This is a genomic window from Actinokineospora lacus (genome assembly GCF_053813445.1).
Genome location: NZ_JBQERA010000003.1, coordinates 151137 through 170393, shown reverse-complemented (window position 1 = coordinate 170393; position 19257 = coordinate 151137). Strand labels below are relative to the sequence as shown.

The window sequence follows — 19257 nt, the reverse complement described above, 5'->3', positions numbered from 1 at the left end:
GGCGGTCGCGGCGAGGATCGGGGATGTCACTGGATGACCCCGTCCCGGACGACGAGTACGCGGTCGGCTTCGTGGAGGAAGGCGGGGCGGTGGGCGACGACCAGTGAGGTCCGGTTCGCGGACAAGGCGCGCCAGGTGGTGAGCAGGGTGGCCTCGCCCGCGCCGTCGAGGTGGGCGGTGGGCTCGTCCAGCAGGACGACGGCGGCATCGGGACGGGCCAGGGCGCGGGCCAGCGCCACCCGCTGCGCCTGCCCGGTGGACAGGGTGCCGACGTCCAGGTCGCCGGACAGGGCGCCGAGGTCGGCGGAGGTCACAGCGGTGTCGACCGAGGGGCCGCCGATGGCGACGTTCTCCCGCAGCGAGCCCGCGAACAGCCACGGCCGCTGCGGCACCCACGCCAGGTGCGCCCGCCACGCGCCCGGGTCCAGCGCCCGCAGGTCGACCCCGCCCACCGTGACCCGGCCCGCCGACGGCGCCACCAGACCCAGCAGCACAGCCAACAACGTGCTCTTGCCCGACCCGCTCGGACCCACCACCGCGATCCGCTCACCCGGCGCGATGCGCAGACCGACGTCCCGCAGCACCGGATCTCTGTCCGAATAGGACACAGTCACCCGTTCGAAGACGATGTCCGAGGACCGGGGGTCGGGCGGCCGGGTGGTCCCGCGCACCGGCTGGCGCGGCACGGCCGTCGCCGCCGCCAGCGCGGCCAACCCGTCCGTGCTGGCGTGGAACCGCGCGCCCACCGCCCGCAGCGGCAGGTACGCCTCCGGGGCCAGCACCAGGATCAGCACCGCGGTGTGCGCGTCGACCCCGCCGGAGAGCAGCCGCAACCCCACCGGCACCGCCACCAGCGCCACCGACAGCGTCGCCACCAGCTCCAGCACCAGCGCCGACAGGAACGCCACCCGCAGCGTGCGCATGGTCAGGTCGGTGTGCGCGCGGGCCATGGCCCGCACCGTCTCCGACTGCGCCTGGGCCCGCTGGAACAGCCGCAGCGTCGGCAGTCCGCGCAGCACGTCCAGGAAGTGCCCGCCAAGACGAGCCAGCGCCGCCCACCGCGTGCGCGCCGCGGTGTGCGCCCCGACCAGCGCCGCGAACACCGGCACCAGCGGCAGCGTCAGGGCGACCACGGCCGCCGAGGTCACGTCGACGAAAGCCAGCCGTGCCAACACCGCCACCGGCACCGCCGCCGCGACCGCCAGCGCGGGCAGGTACCCGGCCAGGTACGGCCGCAGCGCGTCGAGCCCCTTCGTCAGCAGCGTCGCCGTCGCACCGGCCTCACCCGGCACCCCGTCGAGCACCCGCAGCCGCAGCGAGTGGCCCACCCGCGCGGCCACCCGCGCCGCGACGACCTCCCGCCCCCACCCGACCCCGGCCCGCACCACCAGCGCCCCACCCGCGACAAGCGCGGCGGAGACCGACGGCCCGACAAGGAAAGCCGCCACCAACTCGGCCTGCGCCAACACCACAGCCGCCGTCAGCACCCCGAAGACACCCAGAATCGCCAGATAGCAACTGATACCGGGGACGGCCTTCATCGGAGAACCGGACCGCGAAGGCGCATCGCGGCGAAGCGCGGCCGTCACCAGAACACCGGGGTTCGGTTGCGGTAGGCCCACCAGCACATGCCCTGGAAGGCCGCGACCAGTGGCAGCACCAGCACGGCGAACCACGACAGCACCGCCAGTGTCGCGGGCCCGGCCGCCGCGTCGGCCAGCGTCAGCGTGCCCGCCGGGTCCGCTGTGGACAGCAGGGCCACCGGTGCCCGCGCCGCGCCGATCACCAGGACCGGGAGCGCGCACGCCAGCCCGGTGCACAGTGCCGCCACCCCGCCGCTCAGCCGCCCGCCCGCCAGCACCAAGGCGATCACCGCGGCGGCCCCCGGCAGCGCGACCCACGGCCGCACCCCGTCGACGGCGACCACCGCGAGCACGACGACCACCCCCACGAGCCCGGCCGCGAGCCGCGTCAGCCGCACGACCAGCCGCCCGGCCCCCAACCCCGGCGACCGCCACACCAGGAACACCGCGCCGTGCGCGGCCACCAGGGCCGCGAACGCCAGCCCGCACACCACCGTCACCGGGGTCAGCACCGAGCCCACCCGGTGCCCGGAGGCGTCCAGCGGCAGCCCGGCCAGCAACGCCCCCTGGAACACGCCCCAGCCGAACGCGACGAACCCCGCCCCACCGACGATCAGCACGTCCCACCCCGCCTTGCCGCCCGCGTCCCACCGCCCGCGCAACTGCACCGCGGCGGTGTACGCGATCAGGCAGGCCAGCAGCGGCACCAGCACCGGGTACAGCGCCGAGAGCAGTTCGCCCTCCAGCCGGGGGAACGCCCCGAACAGCACCCCGACGGCGGCGACCAGCCACACCTCGTTGCCCAGGAAGAACGGCCCCGTCGCGGCGAGCACCGCGCGGCGCTGCTCGTGGGTGCGCCCGACCACCCGCATCAGCACCGCGGTGCCGTAGTCGGCACCCGCCAGGGCGAAGTACCCGGCGAACAACACGCCGAGCAGGGCGAACCAGAGGGTCACCATCCCCGCACCTCCCGCAAATCAGACTCCTTTGTGGACACGAGACCGTGTTTGGCGACTTTGTCGGGCAGGTGCGCGTCGGCGTTGGTCAGGCCCGCGAGGAGCTGCGCGGTCACCATGCCCGCACCTCCTTCGGGATGAATTCCTCCGTGGACACGGGACCGCGTTTGGCGACCTTGCTGAGCAGGCGCCAGTCGGCGATGGCCAGGCCCGCGAACAGCGCGCTGAACACGATCAGCGAGACGAGCATCGTGGTGGGGTCGGTCTGGCTGGCCGCGTCCTCGGTGCGCAGGAGGCCGTAGACCAGCCACGGCTGCCTGCCGATCTCCCGCAGCAGCCAGCCGCTGATGGCGGCGACGAACGGCCAGGGGATGGCCAGCACCGCCAGCCACAGCGCCCAGCGCGGCTGTCCGCGGAACAGGACCAGCAGCAGTGCCCAGGAGGTGAGCGCCAGCGTCTGGCCGATGAGCATCATCAGCGCGAGCGCCATCCCGAGCCCGGGGGGCGAGTCGAGCTTGGCGGGCTGCAGCTCGTCGATGATCGGCAGCTGGGCGAAGCCGAAGCCGATGGTCATCGGCGCGCCGATCGCCGCGGCGACCAGTCCCGTGCGCAGCGAGCGGCGGAAGAACTCGGTCTCGGCGGTGCCGCGCAGCAGGTGCCACGCGCTGATGCCCGCCATCACCGCCCCGCCCGCCAGCAGCGCGCCGGACAGGACGTGGCCGAGGGCGTCGCCGAAGGTCGGGTTGGTCAGCAGCGCCCCGAAGTCGGTCAGCCGCAGGACGCCGCCGCGCAGCTCGTAGCCGACCGGGTGCTGGAGGAACGCGTTCGCGGTCATGATCCACAGCGCCGAGGCGTACGCGGTGAGCGCGACCAGCCAGATCAGCGCCAGGTGCAGGCGCGGGTTGAGCCGGTCGAAGCCGAAGATCCACAGGCCGAGGAAGGTCGACTCCAGGAAGAACGCGACCAGCGTCTCCACCGCCAGCGGCGCGCCGAAGATGTCGCCCGCGAACGACGACAGCCCGCTCCAGTTCAGCCCGAACTGGAACTCCATGACGATCCCGGTGGCGATCCCGACCGCGTAGTTGATCACGTAGAGGTGGCCCCAGAACCGGGTCATCCGCATCAGCGTCGGGTCGCCGCGGACGACCGCGCGGGTCTGCGTGATCGCCACGAGGGTGACCAGGCCCAGCGTGAGCAGCACGAACAAGAAGTGGAACGAGGTCGTCACGGCGAACTGCAGCCGGGCGAGCACGACGGCATCCATAAGTCGTGACGCTACATGTAGCGTGTCTACATATGGAGCGATCCGCGCAAAGATCAGGGTGGGATCAGGGTTGCCCCCGAGAGCCGGGATCGGACCCGTCCGTAAGGTCCTCGACATGAAGGCCGATGCCCTCCGCGGCCACCTCGACGCGCTCCTGCTCGCCACGCTCGACGGCCACCGGCTGCACGGCTACGCCATCATCGAGGCGCTGCAGGAGCGCAGCGGCGGGGCGCTGGACCTGCCCACCGGCACCGTCTACCCCGCCCTGCGCAGGCTGGAGCGCGGCGGGCTGCTGCTCAGCGAGTGGAGCACCGTCGGCGGACGGCAGCGGCGCACCTACCGGCTCACCCCCGCGGGCACCCGCGCCCTGGCCGCCGAACGCGCGCAGTGGCGGGAGTTCACCGCGGCCATCGACACGATCCTGGGAGGCGGCCCGTGGCCGAGACCCGCCTGAGCGACCCGATCGCCGACTACCTCGCCGCGCTCGACGCCCGGCTGTCCGGACCCGCGAAGGCCAAGGCCGACCTGCTCGCCGAGGCCCGCGACGGCCTCGACGACGCCGCGGAGGCACACGCCGCCGCGGGCCACCCCGACCCGCGCGGGCAGGCCGTCGCCGAGTTCGGCGACCCGGCGCGCATCGCGCGGGCGTACCAGGCCGAGCTGGGGGTCGCCGAGGGCGCGCGGACCCTGCGCTCGGTGCTGCTGGCCATCCCGGTGATCCACGCGCTGTGGCAGGTCAACGAGCTGGTCTGGATCGGCTCGTGGCGCGACTACGGCCCGCGCCCGCCGGACTGGTACGGGATCGTCGCCCAGGTCCAGAGCCTGGCGGGCTGGGTGGTGGCCGGGCTGCTCGTGGTGGCGCTGGTCGCCGTGCGGGTGCTCAGCAGGCGCGCGGTCGACACCCGGCGCCTGGGGCGGGCCGCGGCGCTGCTGGCCGTGGCCGGGTCGGTCGTGCTGCTCGCCACGCTGCTCGCGCTGCTGGGGGTCTCCATCGGGGTCGACATCGACGTGCTGATGGTGCCCTGGCCATGCCTGTTGGCGGGCGCGGTGATCTTCGCGGTGCACTGGCGGCTGCTGGTGCTCTCGCACCGCTCGCTGCGGTCCACGGCGGGTTAGCGATGCGCGGTGGGGTGCCGGCGTGTCACCATCGGCCCCGTGACCTCCGCTCTCGTGTACCTCGTCGTCATGGTCCTGGTGGCGGCCGTGGTGTTCCTCCTCGCCTCGGTGATCTTCGGCCGCGGCGAGGAACTGCCCGCCCTGCCCCCCGGCGCCTCACCGACCAGGCTGCCCGGCGAGGCCCTGACCGGCGAGGACCTGCGCGGCGTGCGCTTCCAGCTCGTCCTGCGCGGATACAAGATGAGCGAGGTGGACTGGGTGCTGCGGCGCACGGGGGAGGAACTGGACGCCCTGCGCGCCCGGGTCGCCGAACTGGAGGCCGCGCGGGCCCCGGAGGCTGTGGACCGGTGATCGAGGTCGTCGAGCGCGTCGACATCGTCGCCCCCGCCGCCGTCGTCTGGGCCGCGGTGACCGACTGGCACCACCAGGGCTCGTGGATGCTCGGCACCCGCGTGCGCGTGACCTCCGGTGACGGCCGGTCCGTCGGCTCCCGCCTGTGGGCGCGAACCGGTGTCGGCCCCCTGGGGTTCACTGACCGCATGGAGATCACCCACTGGGAGCCGCCGGTGGCGTGCGAGGTCACCCACGTCGGCAAACTGGTCCGCGGGGTGGGCGGCTTCACCGTCGAGCCGCGCGGGGTCAGCCGCAGCACGCTGGTGTGGTGGGAGCGCCTTGAGCCGCCGCTGGGCCGGGTGGGCGCCCTCGGCTGGCGCGTGACCGGCCCCGCCTTCCGCCTCGGCGTCCGCCACTCCCTGCGCCGCTTCGCCGACTTCGCCGAGGCCCGCGCGTGAGCGACCGGTGCGGCTGGGCGAACACCGCGGAGTACGTCACCTACCACGACGACGAGTGGGGGACACCCCTGCGCGGCGTCCACGAGATGTACGAACGCGTGAGCCTGGAGGCGTTCCAGTCGGGCCTGTCGTGGATCACGATTCTGCGCAAGCGCCCCGCCTTCCGCGCCGCCTTCGCGGGCTTCGACCCGGCCGTGGTGGCGAAGTACGCCGACGCCGACGTCACCCGCCTGCTGGCCGACGCCGCCATCGTCCGCAACCGCGCCAAGATCGACGCCACCATCCGCAACGCCCAAGCCGTCCTGGACCTCGACGTCCCCCTGGACGAGCTCCTGTGGTCCTTCGCCCCCACCACCCCCCGCCCCCGCCCCGCCACCCTGGCCGACGTCCCCGCGATCACCCCGGAGTCCAAGGCCATGGCCAAGGAGCTCAAACGCCGGGGCTTCGCCTTCGTCGGCCCCACCACCTGCTACGCCCTCATGCAGGCCACCGGCATCGTCGACGACCACATCACCACCTGCTGGCGCGCCGATTAAATGACCAGATCATCTGTTCGCGTTGACAGATGATCTGGTCATTGGCACACTTTTCCTGTGCTTTTTGAACCGCGCCTGGATGACGACGACCACAAGGTCATCGCGGAGATCGACGATGCCCGTGAACAACTGCGACACCAGCTACGGGCTCCTCGACGGTGGAAAGGCCAGCTGCGCCGCAACCTCAAGGCCAGGGCTATCCAGGGGTCGAACAGCATCGAAGGCTACGAAGTGTCGCTGGATGACGCGATCGCCCTCATGGAGGACGAGGAGCCCCAAGACGCTGACCATCGCACGTCACTGGAGATCATCGGCTATCGCAACGCCTTGACCTATGTCCAGGAATTGGCGAACGATCCGCATTTCAGGCTCGATGAGACGCTACTGCGCAGTCTCCACTTCATGATGCTGGGCCATGACCTGGCGAAGAGCCCTGGCCGCTACCGCCAGAACGTCACCTATGTGCTTGACGAGGAGACAGGCGAGATCGTCTACGAGGGCCCCGACCATTCCCTCCTCGAGGACCTGATGGCCGGACTCATCGACGATCTGCGCGGGGCGGATGGCTGTCCGCCTTACGTCCGAGCGGCGATGGCACACCTGAACCTCGTCATGATCCATCCGTTCCGGGACGGCAACGGTCGGATGGCGCGGGCGCTTCAGACCCTGGTCCTCGCGCGTGAGCAGGTGATCACCCCGGAGTTCAGCAGCATTGAGGAGTGGCTGGGTCGCAACACCGCCGCGTATTACGCGGTGCTTGCAGAGGTGGGCAAGGGTGCGTGGAATCCGTCGGCTGAGACCGGCGCGTGGGTCAGGTTCAATCTCGCTGCCCACCACATGCAGGCCCAGACCGTCCTGCGCAGGGTCGGGGACGCGTCCCGGCTGTGGGGTGAGATCGACAGGATCACGCTTCGCCACGGCTTTCACGAGCGGGTCGGATACGCGCTCTACGACGCCATGGTCGGCTTGCGGGTTCGCCGGGCGAGCTACGCGCGGCAGGCGGAACTGGAGACGGGAGCCGCAGGCCGGGACCTGCGCGCGCTTGTCACAGCCGGGCTGCTGGCCCCTCGCGGCGAGACCAAGGGGCGCAGCTACGCCGCCTCGGCTGAGTTGCGCGCTGTGCGTGATCGGGTCGCGCAGGACAAGCGGGCGCTGATCAACCCCTACACCGGCACCGCGCAGTCGGTCACGGAGTTGCGGGCGTGGGCTAGCGGCCGGTGAAGTCCGGGGTGCGCTTGGCCACGAAGGCGTCGACGGCCTCGCGGTGGTCGGCGGTCCGGCCTGCCTCGGCCTGGGTCCGTCCCTCGACCGCCAAGCCGTCCGCCAGCGTGCCCCCGGCCGACGCCAGCAGCGCCTCCTTGATCTTGGCGTACGCGGTGGTCGGGCCTGCCGCCATGCGCGATGCCAGGGCCTGGGCGGTGGGCAGCACCTCGGCGGCGGGGACCACCTGGGTCACCATGCCCACCCGGAGCGCCTCCTCGGCGTCGACCGGCTTGGCGAGCAGCATCATCTCCATGGCCCGGCCGTACCCGATCAGCCGAGGCAGGGTCCAGGACGCGCCCGAGTCGGCGGTCAGGCCGACGTTGGCGAAGGCCATCAGGAACTTCGCGCCGTCGGAGGCGATCCGCAGGTCGCACGCGTAGGCGAAGGAGGCTCCCGCCCCGGCCGCCATGCCGTTGACCGCGGCGATGACTGGCTTCGGCAGCGTCGTGATGGCCGTCACAATCGGGTTGTAGTGGGCCTCGACCGTCGACAGCGGGGCCGGGTCGCCCGCGGCCAGGAGGGTCATGTGCTCCTTGAGGTCCTGCCCGGCGCAAAAGGCCTTGCCCGCGCCGGTCAGGACGACGGCGCGGACCGAGGGGTCCGCCGCGGCGTCGGTCAGGGCCGCCAGCAGGGACTCCTTAAGCCGCACGGTCAGCGAGTTGAACGCCTCCGGGCGGTTCATGGTCAGCGTCCGGACGCCGTCGCGGTCGTCAATGAGCAGCTCGGTCAAAGCACCCTCCGGAGTTGGTCAGGCAGCAGTCGACGAACTCTGCCGCGGATGGGCCCAGGCGGGCGGTGTTTGTGTCGAAGAACTCCGCGGCCGAGGTGCCCGGCCACGCGGCGGGCAGCAGCTCCGAGGGCAGCCCCGGGTCGCGGAACAGGAACTTGCGCCACTCGTGCAGCAGGCGCTGGCAGGCGGCGAAGGAGGCCGCCGGGTCCGCGGCGTCCACAGCGGACATCCGCGGCCGCCAGGCCGCCACGAACGCGGCGTACTCCGCGCCGAGGGAGGACAGGTCCCAGGCGGTCGCGGCCAGGTCGGCGTCGTCGCCCTCCAGGGCGCCGTGGAACACCCGGGCGGTCACCGACTCGGCCGCCAGCACCTCGGCCAGCCCGGCCGACGGCCGCGGGGCCACCCAGGTGGCTGGGCCGAGGGGGCCGTAGCCGAGCAGGCGGAGCGAGGAGGTCAGCCGGTCGCGGGCGGTGCGCGCGGGCAGCTCGGGCAGGGCCACCACGTGCCAGCGGCCGTCCCATGTGGAGGCGCCCAGCCGGTAGATCCGCCCGCCGACCTCGTCGAGGCGGCGCTCCGCCCTCGGGGTCAGCGCGTAGCCGGGCCCCTCGGGCAGCCGCCGGGGCGCCAACCAGCCCTGGCGCACCATTCTGGACACCGCGGTCCGGATCGCGGGCGCGCCGAAGTCCAGCGGCGCCAGCAGCCGCACCAGGGCGGCGATGGTCACCGCCCCGCCACGGCCGCGCAGGTAGGCGCCGTAGACGTCGAACAGGGCCGATCGGGCACGCACGTGACGGGAGTCTGTCAGCCCGAACCGGCCGCGCGCCACATCATGGCCGGTCACCGACACGCGATGATCGGTTCCGATTTCACCGCCGCGAGCGGATAGGGGAGAATGGCCACGGCCCGGCCGGTTGACTCCCGGCCTGGTAGGCAGGCTATGACGGAGGGAGCACGCTATGGCGGCCATGAAGCCCCGGACCGGAGACGGTCCCCTTGAGGTGACTAAGGAGGGCCGGGGCATCGTGATGCGCGTCCCGCTGGAGGGCGGCGGACGCCTCGTCGTCGAGATGACTCCGGAAGAAGCGGGCAACCTCGGCGAGGCCCTGAAGAACGCTGTCGGCTAGACCCGCGCCTCTCCCCGACCCATCCCCACCCCGGAGGACCGCTTGCCCACGCCGGTGCCCACGGTGCCATCGCCGCTGCCGTCAGTCGAGGTGGCGGCCGCGCCGCGCGCAGGCGTGCCCGTCATCGCGCTCGCCCGTCGAGCCGACGACGGCGACCCGCCCACCTTCGGCGACCCGGCGCTGAGCCGGGAGTGGGTGGCGGCGGTCGGCCTGACCGGCAAGGCGGGCGAGGTCCAGCAGGGCCCGTCCGGCGCGGGCACGCGCTGGGCGGTCGGGATCGGCGCGGGCACCGCGGCCGACTGGCGGGCCGCGGGCGCCGCGCTGGCGCGGGCGGCCCGCGACCGGCTGACCGAGGCCGACGACGCGTCCGCGCGCTCCGTCCAGCTCGAACTGCCCGCCGACGCCGACACGGACGCGGTCTCGGCGTTCGTGCGCGGCGTGCTGCTCGGCGGGTACCGCTTCGCCGTGACCGGCGACGAGCCGCCGCCGCGGCTGCGCGGGCTGCGGCTGGTGGTGTCCGATCCGGACCGCCGGGCGCTGATCGGCCGGGCCGCGGAGCGGGCGGCGGTGCTGGCCGCGGCCACCGCCTTCGCCCGCGACCTGGCCAACACCCCGTCCAACGTCAAGGCGCCGGACTGGCTGGCCAGGACCGCGGCCAGGGCGGCGGGCAAGGTGTCCGGTGTGGACGCCGTGGTCCGCGACGAGCGCTGGCTGGCCGAGCGCGGCTTCGGCGGGCTGCTGGCCGTGGGCGGCGGCTCGGCACGTCCGCCGCGCCTGCTCGAGCTCTCCTACGGCACCGGCACCGGCCCGCACCTGGTGCTGGTCGGCAAGGGCATCACCTTCGACACCGGCGGCATCTCGGTCAAGCCCGCCGACGGCATGCACCTCATGCGCACCGACATGGCGGGCGGCGCCGCGGTGATCGCCGCGGTCATCGCCATCGCCCGGCTGGAGCTGCCCGTGCGCGTCACCGGCCTGGTGCCGTGTGCGGAAAACCACATCTCCGGCTCGGCCTACCGCCCCGGCGACATCGTCACCCAGTACGGCGGCAAGACCACCGAGGTCACCAACACCGACGCCGAGGGCCGCATGGTCCTCGCCGACGCGCTGACCTACGCCCACGCCGACCTCGGCGCCGACGTGCTGGTCGACGTCGCCACCCTCACCGGGGCGATGAAGGTCACCCTGGGCGTGCGCACCGGCGGCCTGTTCGCCACCGACGACGACCTGGCCGCGCGGGTGAGCGCTGCGGGCGAGCGCATGGGCGAGGCGTGGTGGCGGATGCCACTGCTGGCCGAGTGCGCCGACGACGTCGTCTCCACCATCGCCGACCTGCGCCAATGCCCGCCAGGGCCGGGCGGCATCACCGCGGCGCTGTTCCTGCGCGAGTTCACCGGCGGCCTGCCGTGGGCGCACCTGGACATCGCGGGCCCGGCGCGCGCGGACAAGACCTACGGCGACGTCGTGCCCGGGGCGACCGGGTTCGGCGCGCGCACGCTGGTGGAGCTGGCCGAGTCGTTCTCCGGCTGGGCGAAGAGCCGGTCCAGGATCGCGAACTTGGCCACGAACACCGGCAGCCCGCCGAGCACGTAGGCCAGGTTGAGCACCAGCGACCGGGTGCCGCGGTCGCTGACGAGCGGCCCGAGCAGCGCGTCGGCCGCGGTGGTGAACCCGACCGACACCAGCCCGCCCAGCCCCGTGACCACCAGGTAGCCCACCACCTGGCGCGTCAGCCGCGGGCGGCCCCGCTGACCCCACGCCCACCACCGGATCATCACGAAGTGCGGCACGGCGCCCACGACGAAGCCGATGGTGCTGGCGGCCAGCGCGTCCACCGTGGCGTGCGCGTACAGCGCCCACAGGACCAGCTGGGTGATGCCGGTCGCCACCAGCGAGGCCACGGCGTAGCGGGTGAACCGGGGACGTCGGGTGTCCACAGAGACCACCGTAAGCGTCACCGCCTGACCGATCTCTCAGCCGCCCGGTACACCGCCACCGTCTGCTCGGCCACCGTGGTCCAGGAGAACTCCCGCTCGGCCAGCCTCCGACCGGCCGCGCCCAGCTCAGCGGCCCAGGACGGGTCGGCCAGGACCCGGTTGACCGCGGCGGCCAGATCGGCCTCGTAGGCGCCGGGATCGGGTCCGTAGTGGACCAGCAGCCCGGTCTCGCCGTCGGCCACGACCTCCGGGATGCCGCCCACGTCCGAGGCCACCACCGCGGTCGAGCAGGCCATCGCCTCCAGGTTGACGATCCCCAGCGGCTCGTAGACCGACGGGCACACGAACACCGTCGCCGCGCTGAGGAACTGGCGCAGCTCGGCGGCGGGCAGCATCTCCTGGACCCAGTGCACGCCCGGCCGGGACTCGGCCAGCCGGGCCACGGCGGCCCGGGTCTCCTCGGCGATCTCCGGGGTGTCCGGCGCGCCCGCGCACAGCACGACCTGGGCGTCCGGGGCGAAGGCGTGCGCGGCGGCGACCAAGTGGCGCAGGCCCTTCTGCCGGGTGATCCGCCCGACGAACAGCACGATCGGCCGGTCGGGGTCCACGCCGTGGCGGCGCAGCGCGTCGGTCTCGGCGACCGGGTGGTACTCGGTGGTGTCGATGCCGTTGCGGACCACGTGCACGCGGGCGGGGTCGAGGTCCGGGTAGCAGTCGAGCACGTCGGTGCGCATGCCCTCGCTGACGGCGATGATCGCGTCCGCGGCTTCGTAGGCGGACTGCTCGACCCACGACGACAGGCGGTAGCCGCCGCCGAGCTGCTCGGCCTTCCACGGCCTGCGCGGCTCCAGGGAGTGCGCGGTGATCACGTGGGGGATGCCGTGCAGCAGCGCGGACACGTGGCCCGCGAAGTTGGCGTACCAGGTGTGGGAGTGCACCAGGTCGACCCCGGCGGTGGCCGCCGCCATCGACAGGTCCGTCGACAGGGTCCGCAGGGCGGCGTTGGCCCCGGGCAGGGTGTCGTTGTGGGCGACCGCGTCGGCGCGGGGCCCGCCGAAGCAGTGCACGTCCACCTCGACCAGCTCACGCAGCCGCGGCACGAGGAACCCCACGTGCACGCCCGCGCCGCCGTAGATCTCCGGCGGGTACTCCCTGCTCAGCAATCCGATGCGCACGCGGCCACCGTAACCGCTGGGGACATGGGCGAACGCATTGCGGCGGGTGGGTTAACGCGGGATCAACCGGCCACCGACAGCGGTGTTCCATCTGGCAGTGATCCGCTCGCTGCGGTTAGGGTCACCTCGTGAAAGGGCAGCCGCGTGTACTCGGAATCGTGCTCGCGGGCGGCGAGGGCAAGCGGCTCTGGCCGCTGACCGCCGACCGGGCCAAACCAGCCGTGCCCTTTGGCGGCAACTACCGCCTCGTGGACTTCGTGCTGTCCAACCTGGTCAACGCCGGGTTCCACCAGCTGTGCGTGCTGACCCAGTACAAGTCGCACTCCCTCGACCGGCACATCTCGACCACGTGGCGGCTGTCCAACGTGCTGGGCCAGTACGTGACCCCGGTGCCCGCCCAGCAGCGCCTGGGCAAGCGCTGGTACACCGGCAGCGCCGATGCCATTTATCAGTCGTTGAACCTCGTCTACGACGAGCAGCCCGACTACATCGTCGTCTTCGGCGCCGACCACGTGTACCGGATGGACCCCGAGCAGATGCTCGACCACCACATCGAGGCGCAGGCGGGGGTGACCGTCGCGGGCATCCGGGTGCCGAGGGCGGAGGCGCGCGCGTTCGGCTGCATCGACTCCGACGCCACCGGCCGCATCACCGGCTTCCTGGAGAAGCCCGCCGACCCGCCGTCGGTGCCCGACGACCCGGACGTCACCTTCGCGTCGATGGGCAACTACATCTTCTCCACGCGGACGCTGCTGGAGGCCCTGCGCGCCGACGCCGCCGACCCCGACTCCGTGCACGACATGGGCGGCGACATCATCCCGATGCTGGTCAACGCCGGTGTGGCGCACGTCTACGACTTCGACCACAACGAGGTCCCCGGCGCCACCGAGCGCGACCGCGGGTACTGGCGCGACGTGGGGACCATCGACGCCTACTACGACGCGCACATGGACCTGGTCTCCCCGCACCCGGTGTTCAACCTCTACAACCGCGAGTGGCCCATCCGCACGGCCACCCCGCCGCTGCCGCCCGCCAAGTTCGTGCACGCGGGCATCGCCACCGACTCGATCGTCGGGCCGGGGTCGATCATCTCCGGGGCCACGGTGACCCGGTCGGTCATCTTCTCCGACGTCGTCATCGAGGACGGCGCGGTGGTGGAGGGCAGCGTGCTGCTGCCGGGCACCCGCGTGGGCAAGGGCGCGACCGTGCGCCGGGCGATCCTGGACAAGAACGTGGTGGTCGCCGACGGTGTGCGCATCGGCGTGGACCCGGAGCTGGACCGCGCGCAGTACACCGTCAGCGCGGGCAACATCGTGGTCTTGGGGAAGGGCTTCCGGGCCGAGTGAGGCGGGCCGGGTGAGGTCAGTCGTTCTTGGCCGCGACGAGCAGGCCCTCGTCCATCACCAGTGGGACCAGGTAGTCGTCGGTCCGCACGGCCCGGACCAGCTCGGGTAACCCCGAGACGTCGGCGAAGGCCAGCACCCCGCCCGGGCGCAGCAGGCGCATGGCCTGCTGGTGGTAGTCCAGGTAGTCCGCCTTGGCGGCGTCGACGAACAGCAGGTCGTAGCCGCCGTCGGTGAGCCGGGGCAGCACGTCGGTGGCCCGGCCCATGATGAGCCGGGTGCGACCCGGCGGGATGCCTGCTCCGCGCAGCACCCGCTTGGCCTCGGCCAGGTGCTCGGGCTCGATGTCGATGGACGTCAGCACCCCGTCGGGGACCATGCCGCGCAGCAGGTAGAGCGCGCTGACCCCGGCCCCCGTGCCGATCTCGACGACCGCCTTCGCCCGCAGTACGGTGGCGAGGAACCGCAGCGCGGCGCCCGCTTTCGGGCCGATGGGCGGGCAGCCCAGCGCCGCCGCGCGCGCCCGCGCGGCCGTGAGCGTGTCGTCCTCGACGACCCCCGCCTGCACGGCGGACGAATCGGGTGCCACGGGAAGGCAGATTAGCGCCGCGGGTCCCGGATGCGGGTGAATCTGATCGGAAGGTCACCTCGCCGACGATTTCTCAGGGAGGTCTCAGGTCACTCTCACGGTCACCACATCGACGCCCGGCATGCTGGTCGCAGACGGCGGGGATGTCGAAAGCGGGGGAACAAAGTGCGGCAGGGAATCGTTGATCAGGCGAACAGCCTCCAGGAGGTGCGGGTTCCCACGATGACGCAGACGCAGACGGTCCCGGTCGAGGACGTGGAGTGGGTGACCCCGTCCTGGGACGAGGTCGTCCGCGAGCACGCCGACCGGGTGTACCGGCTGGCCTACCGGCTCTCGGGCAACAAGTACGACGCCGACGACATCACCCAGGACGTCTTCATCAAGGTGTTCCGGTCGCTGAACTCGTACAAGCCGCAGACCTTCGAGGGCTGGCTGCACCGCATCACCACCAACATCTTCCTCGACATGGTCCGCAGGCGCGGCCGGGTCAAGATGCACGCCCTGCCCGACAACGACGAGCGCATCAAGGGCGAGGACCCCAGCCCCGAGGAGATCTACACCGACACCCACCTCGACCCGGACCTGCAGGCCAGCCTCGACGAGCTGCCCCCGGACTTCCGGGCCGCCGTCGTGCTCTGCGACGTCGAGGGCCTGTCGTACGAGGAGATCGGCGCGACCCTCGGGGTTAAGCTGGGGACCGTGCGCAGCCGAATCCACCGGGGACGACAGGCGCTGAAGGCGTCGCTCGAGCGCCGCAGGGCGCTGGGCGCCGCACAGGAGGCCGCCTCATGACCCTCGACCGCGGTTGGGCGCTGCCTGAGCAGCACCTGCTGCCGGACGCGGTGGTCGCCTTCGTCGACGGCGAACTCGGCCTCACCGCGCACGAGCGCGTGGCCAGCCACGCGGCGCGCTGCGCGTGCTGTTCGGCGGAGATCAGCGCGCAGCGGCAGGCGCGCGCCGCCGTGCGCGGCGCGGGCACCCCCGGCGCGTCGGCCGGGCTGCTGGCCGCGCTGCGGGCGATCCCGCAGGAAGTGGAGCTGCCCGCCGCGCCCGATGGGCTGGCGGTGACCCGGGACGGGCAGCTGGTCTCGGTGCAGCGGCCGGAGGCGTTCGCCGGTGGGGAGCCGCTCGGGTCCTCCACCCGGCTGGGCGATGGCCGGGCCGTGCTGGGCCGCCGGACCGGGGCCGGGGTCGTGGTGTCCGGTCTGGTGTTGGGGGCGTTGGCCCTGGTGAACACGGGCGCGGCGCCCGCCTGGATGCAGACGCCTGCCGCGAGCGACGTGGAGCTGGTCAGCTCGGTGGGCTTCCGGCTGATGTCCGCCCGCTGACGTCGGGTCACTGACGTCGGGGTTGGAACGGTGTGGGTCGGAGCAGGCGGTGGGGACTGCCCCGCCGCCGGTTGTGTGAAGGTTTGTCAGTGCCCGGAGGCTTCCCTGGTGCCCAGGGAAGCCTCCGTTCGCGTGCCCGATTCCCGCCGATCCCCGCGTTCGTCACCGCCGGCGTCACCGCTGGCCTCGTTGCGGGCTCGCCGGCGCCGTTGGCCGAGTTGAACAGGCATTTCACTGGGGGCAGGGCATTCTGAGGGCGATGAGCGAGCAGCTGCCTTTCGTGCCGGACGTTCCGGATGACCAGCGGGTCGGGCCCCGGCCGTTGAGCAGGCCCGCGGTCGATCCGGCGGAGACCGCTGTCTTCGGGCGCCCTGCCGGGGTCGAGGGGGCGTTCGCGGCCGGTGGCGGCGGGGTGCCGCCGGTCGACGGGGCGCGGCAGGGCCCGCCCACGCCCGCCGCGCTGGAGTCGGCGTTCGGGCGTCCGGACGGGCAGGCCGAGACGCTGCAGCGGCCCCCGGGGGTCGGGTTCGGGCGCGGTGGCGACGACGACCCGTTATGGGCCGACCAGGGAAATCCGTGGCGCGACCCGGGAGCCGGGGCCGTCATCGGGCCGCCCGCGCTCGACGTGGACGCCCCGAAGGAGTCCGGTGGCGAGGCCAGTGGCCGGGGGCGGCAGCTGAGCCTTCCCGAGGTGCTGTTCGGGCGGCGGGTCAAGCCGATGGCGCTGGTGGTGTTGGCGCTCGTCGCGCTGCTCATCGGCGGTGCTGGCGGGGTGGGCGGGTGGCTGCTCGCGCGCAGCGGCGAGGGGCTGACCCGGGACGTCACCCTGGCCGAGACCAGCGCGGGCAAGGAGCGGCCGCCGGGCTCGGTGGCCGACCTGGCCGCGCGGGTGCGGCCCGCCGTGGTGTCCATCGAGGTCCGGCTCCGGCAGGGCGGCGGCGGGTTCGGCTCAGGCGTGGTGATCGACGGGGCAGGCTACATCGTGACCAACTGGCACGTGGTCACCCTGGAAGGGCGGGCGGACGAGTCCGCCCAGGTCTCGGCGCTGTTCACCGACGGGACGCGGGCCAACGCCCGGGTCGTCGGGACCGACCCGAAGACCGACCTCGCCGTGATCAAGGTCGAGGTGGAGAACCCGACCGTGCTGTCCTTCGGCGACTCCGACGACCTGGAGGTCGGCGACGCCGTCATCGCGATCGGGTCGCCGCTGGGGCTGACCGACACCGTCACCGAGGGGATCGTCAGCGCCATGAACCGCCCGGTCGTCGCGGGTGGCGACAACGGGCAGGCGCCGATCACCTACGACGCCATCCAGACCGACGCCGCGGTCAACCAGGGCAACTCCGGGGGACCGCTGATCGACTCCACCGGCGCGCTGGTCGGGATCAACTCCGCGATCCGCAGCAGCGCGGGCAACACCGGGAGCGTGGGGCTCGGCTTCGCGATCCCGTCCAACGACGCCAAGTGGATCGCCGAGGCGCTGATCCGCGACGGCGCGGTCAAGCACGCCGACCTCGGGGCGAACGTGCGGTCGGTCTCGGCCGAGACCGCCGAGGGCGCCCAGGTGGTGAACGTCACCGCGGGGGGCGCGGCGGCGAACGCGGGCATCGTCGAGGGGGACGTGATCCGCAAGGTGGGCGACCGGCAGGTGCGCACCGCCGCCGAGCTGACCGTGGCCGTGCGCTCGCACCGGCCAGGGGACACCGTTCCCGTGGTGTTGGCGCGGCAGGGCCAGGAGCTGACCATTCAGGTAACCCTGGCGTCAGACTGACCGGCTAGTCTGGTGGCACTGGCGTAGTTCGGAGGTACAGGGGTGTTCGAGAGCATCGGCTGGGCCGAGATCCTCGTCCTCGGCATCGCCGGGCTCTTCATCCTGGGGCCCGAGCGACTGCCCGCGGCGGCGTCCTGGGTGGGCAAGAGCGTCCGCAAGGTGCGCGACTTCGCCACCGGCGCGCGCGACCAGCTCAAGACCGAGCTCGGCCCGGAGTACGAGGACCTGCGCAAGCCCCTCGAAGACCTCCGCCAGCTGCGCAACTTCGACCCCAAGCAGATGGTCGCCAACCACCTCTTCGGCGACGACGACCACGCCAACGGCATCAAGCCCAACGGCTACACCGCCCAGCCGTCGTTCCCCGAGGTCAAGCCCACGGACCCGCCCCAGCAGGGCCGGAAGTTCGACCCCGACGCGACCTGACCCCGCGCGACCTCACCCGTGTGGCCGGACCCGCGTGACCTGACCGGTGTGGCCGGACGTGTATGGCCGGACCTGCGTGACCTGATGTGTGGTCAGCGGCCCGCGGGGCTGACCGAGAGCATCCGGCCGGACAGGCCGCGCGCCCGCACCGACAGCTTGCCCGCGATCTCGTGCAGCACCTTCGCCGCGGCCGCCTCCGGCTGGGACTTCACCAGCGGCTCGCCCGCGTCGCCGCCCTCGCGCAGGCGCGGGTCGAGCGGGACCTGGCCCAGCAGCGGGACGGGGGAGCCGATGGCCTTGGACAGCGAGTCGGCCACCGCCTGGCCGCCGCCCGTGCCGAAGATGTCCATGCGGGAGCCGTCGGGCAGCTCGAGCCAGGACATGTTCTCGATGACGCCCGCGATCCGCTGGCGGGTCTGCAGGGCGATGGCGCCCGCGCGCTCGGCGACCTCGGCGGCGGCCTGCTGCGGCGTGGTCACCACCAGGATCTCGGCGTTCGGGATGAGCTGGGCCACCGAGATGGCGATGTCGCCGGTGCCCGGCGGCAGGTCGAGCAGCAGCACGTCGAGGTCGCCCCAGAAGACGTCGGCCAGGAACTGCTGCAGGGCGCGGTGCAGCATGGGGCCGCGCCAGACGACCGGGGTGTTGCCGGGGGTGAACATGCCGATGGAGATGACCTTCACGCCGTTGGCCTGCGGCGGCAGGATCATCTTCTCGACCTTGGTCGGCTTGTCCGTCGCGCCCACCATGCGCGGGATGGAGTGGCCGTAGATGTCGGCGTCGACGATGCCGACCTTGAGCCCGCGCCCGGCCATCGCCACGGCGAGGTTGACCGTCACGCTGGACTTGCCGACGCCGCCCTTGCCGGAGGCCACGCAGTACACCCTGGTCAGCGAGCCCGCCTCGGCGAAGGGGATGCGGGGCTCCTCGGCGTCGCCGCGCAGGGACTTGCGCAGGGCGGTGCGCTGGGCGTCGGACATCACGTCGAGCTCGACGGCGACCGAGCTGACCCCGGGCAGCGCGGACACCGCCGCGGTGACGTCACGGGTGATCTTGTCGCGCAGCGGGCAGCCCGCCACCGTGAGGAAGATGGCGACGTCCACCCGCCCGTCCGGGTGCACGGTCACGTCCTTGACCATGCCCAGATCGGTGATCGGGCGGTGGATCTCGGGGTCCTGCACGCTCGCCAGCGCGGTGCGCACGGCCTCGTCGCTCGGAACCTGGTCGGGGGAAGTCACCTCTCCATGCTACGGACTGGTAGCCCCGCCCCCGCAGGGCCCGCGCCACGGGTTGGTCACCCACGGGACGCCGCGCCTACGTACGATCGA

At 72.8% G+C, this 19257-nt stretch carries 22 protein-coding genes and 1 pseudogene; 13 read left to right on the top strand and 10 right to left on the bottom strand.

Going from position 1 to position 19257, the window contains the following annotated elements:
- Positions 1–26: 26 nt before the first annotated feature.
- The 4 genes from cydD to ACTG9Q_RS08875 are packed head-to-tail and all read right to left on the bottom strand — an operon-like array spanning position 27 to position 3803.
- Positions 27–1541, bottom strand: coding sequence for a thiol reductant ABC exporter subunit CydD (gene cydD, locus ACTG9Q_RS08890; protein ID WP_455572177.1), 1515 nt, complete (start codon positions 1539–1541; stop codon positions 27–29).
- Between the two features lie 44 nt (positions 1542–1585).
- The gene (locus ACTG9Q_RS08885; protein WP_455572176.1) at positions 1586–2542 is read right to left on the bottom strand and encodes a cytochrome d ubiquinol oxidase subunit II; all 957 of its coding nucleotides are present in this window, start codon (positions 2540–2542) and stop codon (positions 1586–1588) included.
- Entirely contained in the window at positions 2536–2658 is a 123-nt protein-coding gene (locus tag ACTG9Q_RS08880) for a hypothetical protein (RefSeq protein ID WP_455572175.1), read from the bottom strand. The genes ACTG9Q_RS08885 and ACTG9Q_RS08880 overlap by 7 nt, the downstream gene beginning before the upstream one ends.
- The gene (locus tag ACTG9Q_RS08875) at positions 2652–3803 is read right to left on the bottom strand and encodes a cytochrome ubiquinol oxidase subunit I (protein ID WP_455572174.1); all 1152 of its coding nucleotides are present in this window, start codon (positions 3801–3803) and stop codon (positions 2652–2654) included. Before ACTG9Q_RS08875 ends, ACTG9Q_RS08880 begins: the two co-directional genes overlap by 7 nt.
- A 115-nt stretch (positions 3804–3918) precedes the next feature.
- Here ACTG9Q_RS08875 and ACTG9Q_RS08870 point away from each other — a divergent pair, with 115 nt between their 5' ends.
- From ACTG9Q_RS08870 to ACTG9Q_RS08845, 6 genes are read left to right on the top strand one after another with little or no spacing between them, the layout of a single operon-like run.
- Positions 3919–4257 carry a PadR family transcriptional regulator gene (locus ACTG9Q_RS08870; protein WP_455572173.1) on the top strand — a complete coding sequence of 113 codons (339 nt, stop codon included), beginning with the start codon at positions 3919–3921 and terminating at the stop codon, positions 4255–4257.
- The gene (locus tag ACTG9Q_RS08865) at positions 4239–4919 is read left to right on the top strand and encodes an HAAS signaling domain-containing protein (RefSeq protein WP_455572172.1); all 681 of its coding nucleotides are present in this window, start codon (positions 4239–4241) and stop codon (positions 4917–4919) included. The genes ACTG9Q_RS08870 and ACTG9Q_RS08865 overlap by 19 nt, the downstream gene beginning before the upstream one ends.
- Positions 4920–4958: 39 nt before the next feature.
- Positions 4959–5270, top strand: a complete 312-nt coding sequence (locus ACTG9Q_RS08860; RefSeq protein WP_455572171.1) for a DivIVA domain-containing protein — start codon at positions 4959–4961, stop codon at positions 5268–5270.
- A complete protein-coding gene (locus tag ACTG9Q_RS08855) occupies positions 5267–5710 on the top strand; it encodes an SRPBCC family protein (RefSeq protein ID WP_455572170.1) in 444 nt (147 codons plus the stop codon). The genes ACTG9Q_RS08860 and ACTG9Q_RS08855 overlap by 4 nt, the downstream gene beginning before the upstream one ends.
- Positions 5707–6246, top strand: coding sequence for a DNA-3-methyladenine glycosylase I (locus ACTG9Q_RS08850; RefSeq protein WP_455572169.1), 540 nt, complete (start codon positions 5707–5709; stop codon positions 6244–6246). Before ACTG9Q_RS08855 ends, ACTG9Q_RS08850 begins: the two co-directional genes overlap by 4 nt.
- Positions 6247–6303: 57 nt before the next feature.
- On the top strand, positions 6304–7467 hold the full coding sequence (locus ACTG9Q_RS08845) for a Fic family protein (RefSeq protein WP_455572168.1): 1164 nt from the start codon (positions 6304–6306) through the stop codon (positions 7465–7467).
- On the opposite strand, the gene ACTG9Q_RS08840 is transcribed toward ACTG9Q_RS08845, so the two are convergent.
- A complete protein-coding gene (locus ACTG9Q_RS08840; RefSeq protein ID WP_455572167.1) occupies positions 7454–8239 on the bottom strand; it encodes an enoyl-CoA hydratase-related protein in 786 nt (261 codons plus the stop codon). The two genes, ACTG9Q_RS08845 and ACTG9Q_RS08840, sit on opposite strands and share 14 nt — an antisense overlap.
- The gene (locus ACTG9Q_RS08835) at positions 8220–9026 is read right to left on the bottom strand and encodes a PaaX family transcriptional regulator (RefSeq protein ID WP_455572166.1); all 807 of its coding nucleotides are present in this window, start codon (positions 9024–9026) and stop codon (positions 8220–8222) included. The genes ACTG9Q_RS08840 and ACTG9Q_RS08835 overlap by 20 nt, the downstream gene beginning before the upstream one ends.
- Before the next feature lie 169 nt (positions 9027–9195).
- On the opposite strand from ACTG9Q_RS08835, the gene ACTG9Q_RS08830 reads away from it, so the two are divergent.
- Both ACTG9Q_RS08830 and ACTG9Q_RS08825 read left to right on the top strand, forming a co-directional pair.
- Positions 9196–9363 carry a DUF3117 domain-containing protein gene (locus tag ACTG9Q_RS08830; protein WP_455572165.1) on the top strand — a complete coding sequence of 56 codons (168 nt, stop codon included), beginning with the start codon at positions 9196–9198 and terminating at the stop codon, positions 9361–9363.
- A gap of 42 nt (positions 9364–9405) precedes the next feature.
- Positions 9406–10956, top strand: a complete 1551-nt coding sequence (locus tag ACTG9Q_RS08825; RefSeq protein WP_455572164.1) for a leucyl aminopeptidase — start codon at positions 9406–9408, stop codon at positions 10954–10956.
- A 20-nt stretch (positions 10957–10976) separates the two neighbouring features.
- On the opposite strand, the pseudogene ACTG9Q_RS08820 reads toward ACTG9Q_RS08825, so the two are convergent.
- Positions 10977–11252: pseudogene (locus ACTG9Q_RS08820) on the bottom strand (GtrA family protein); the annotation flags it as partial.
- 65 nt (positions 11253–11317) lie between these two features.
- On the bottom strand, positions 11318–12475 hold the full coding sequence (gene glgA / locus ACTG9Q_RS08815; RefSeq protein ID WP_455572163.1) for a glycogen synthase: 1158 nt from the start codon (positions 12473–12475) through the stop codon (positions 11318–11320).
- A 128-nt stretch (positions 12476–12603) separates the two neighbouring features.
- Here glgA and glgC point away from each other — a divergent pair, with 128 nt between their 5' ends.
- Entirely contained in the window at positions 12604–13821 is a 1218-nt protein-coding gene (gene glgC / locus ACTG9Q_RS08810) for a glucose-1-phosphate adenylyltransferase (RefSeq protein ID WP_455572162.1), read from the top strand.
- Between the two features lie 16 nt (positions 13822–13837).
- Here glgC and ACTG9Q_RS08805 read toward each other — a convergent pair whose 3' ends face one another.
- Positions 13838–14407, bottom strand: coding sequence for an O-methyltransferase (locus tag ACTG9Q_RS08805; RefSeq protein WP_455572161.1), 570 nt, complete (start codon positions 14405–14407; stop codon positions 13838–13840).
- A gap of 222 nt (positions 14408–14629) precedes the next feature.
- Here ACTG9Q_RS08805 and sigE point away from each other — a divergent pair, with 222 nt between their 5' ends.
- From sigE to tatB, 4 genes are all read left to right on the top strand, one after another.
- Positions 14630–15199, top strand: a complete 570-nt coding sequence (gene sigE, locus ACTG9Q_RS08800) for an RNA polymerase sigma factor SigE (protein ID WP_455572160.1) — start codon at positions 14630–14632, stop codon at positions 15197–15199.
- Complete coding sequence (locus tag ACTG9Q_RS08795) at positions 15196–15735, top strand: zf-HC2 domain-containing protein (protein WP_455572159.1); 540 nt, start codon at positions 15196–15198, stop codon at positions 15733–15735. Before sigE ends, ACTG9Q_RS08795 begins: the two co-directional genes overlap by 4 nt.
- A 259-nt stretch (positions 15736–15994) precedes the next feature.
- On the top strand, positions 15995–17506 hold the full coding sequence (locus ACTG9Q_RS08790; RefSeq protein ID WP_455572158.1) for a S1C family serine protease: 1512 nt from the start codon (positions 15995–15997) through the stop codon (positions 17504–17506).
- A 42-nt stretch (positions 17507–17548) separates the two neighbouring features.
- The gene (tatB, locus tag ACTG9Q_RS08785) at positions 17549–17929 is read left to right on the top strand and encodes a Sec-independent protein translocase protein TatB (RefSeq protein WP_455572157.1); all 381 of its coding nucleotides are present in this window, start codon (positions 17549–17551) and stop codon (positions 17927–17929) included.
- A 92-nt stretch (positions 17930–18021) separates the two neighbouring features.
- On the opposite strand, the gene ACTG9Q_RS08780 is transcribed toward tatB, so the two are convergent.
- A complete protein-coding gene (locus ACTG9Q_RS08780; protein ID WP_455572156.1) occupies positions 18022–19167 on the bottom strand; it encodes an Mrp/NBP35 family ATP-binding protein in 1146 nt (381 codons plus the stop codon).
- Positions 19168–19257: the final 90 nt, after the last annotated feature.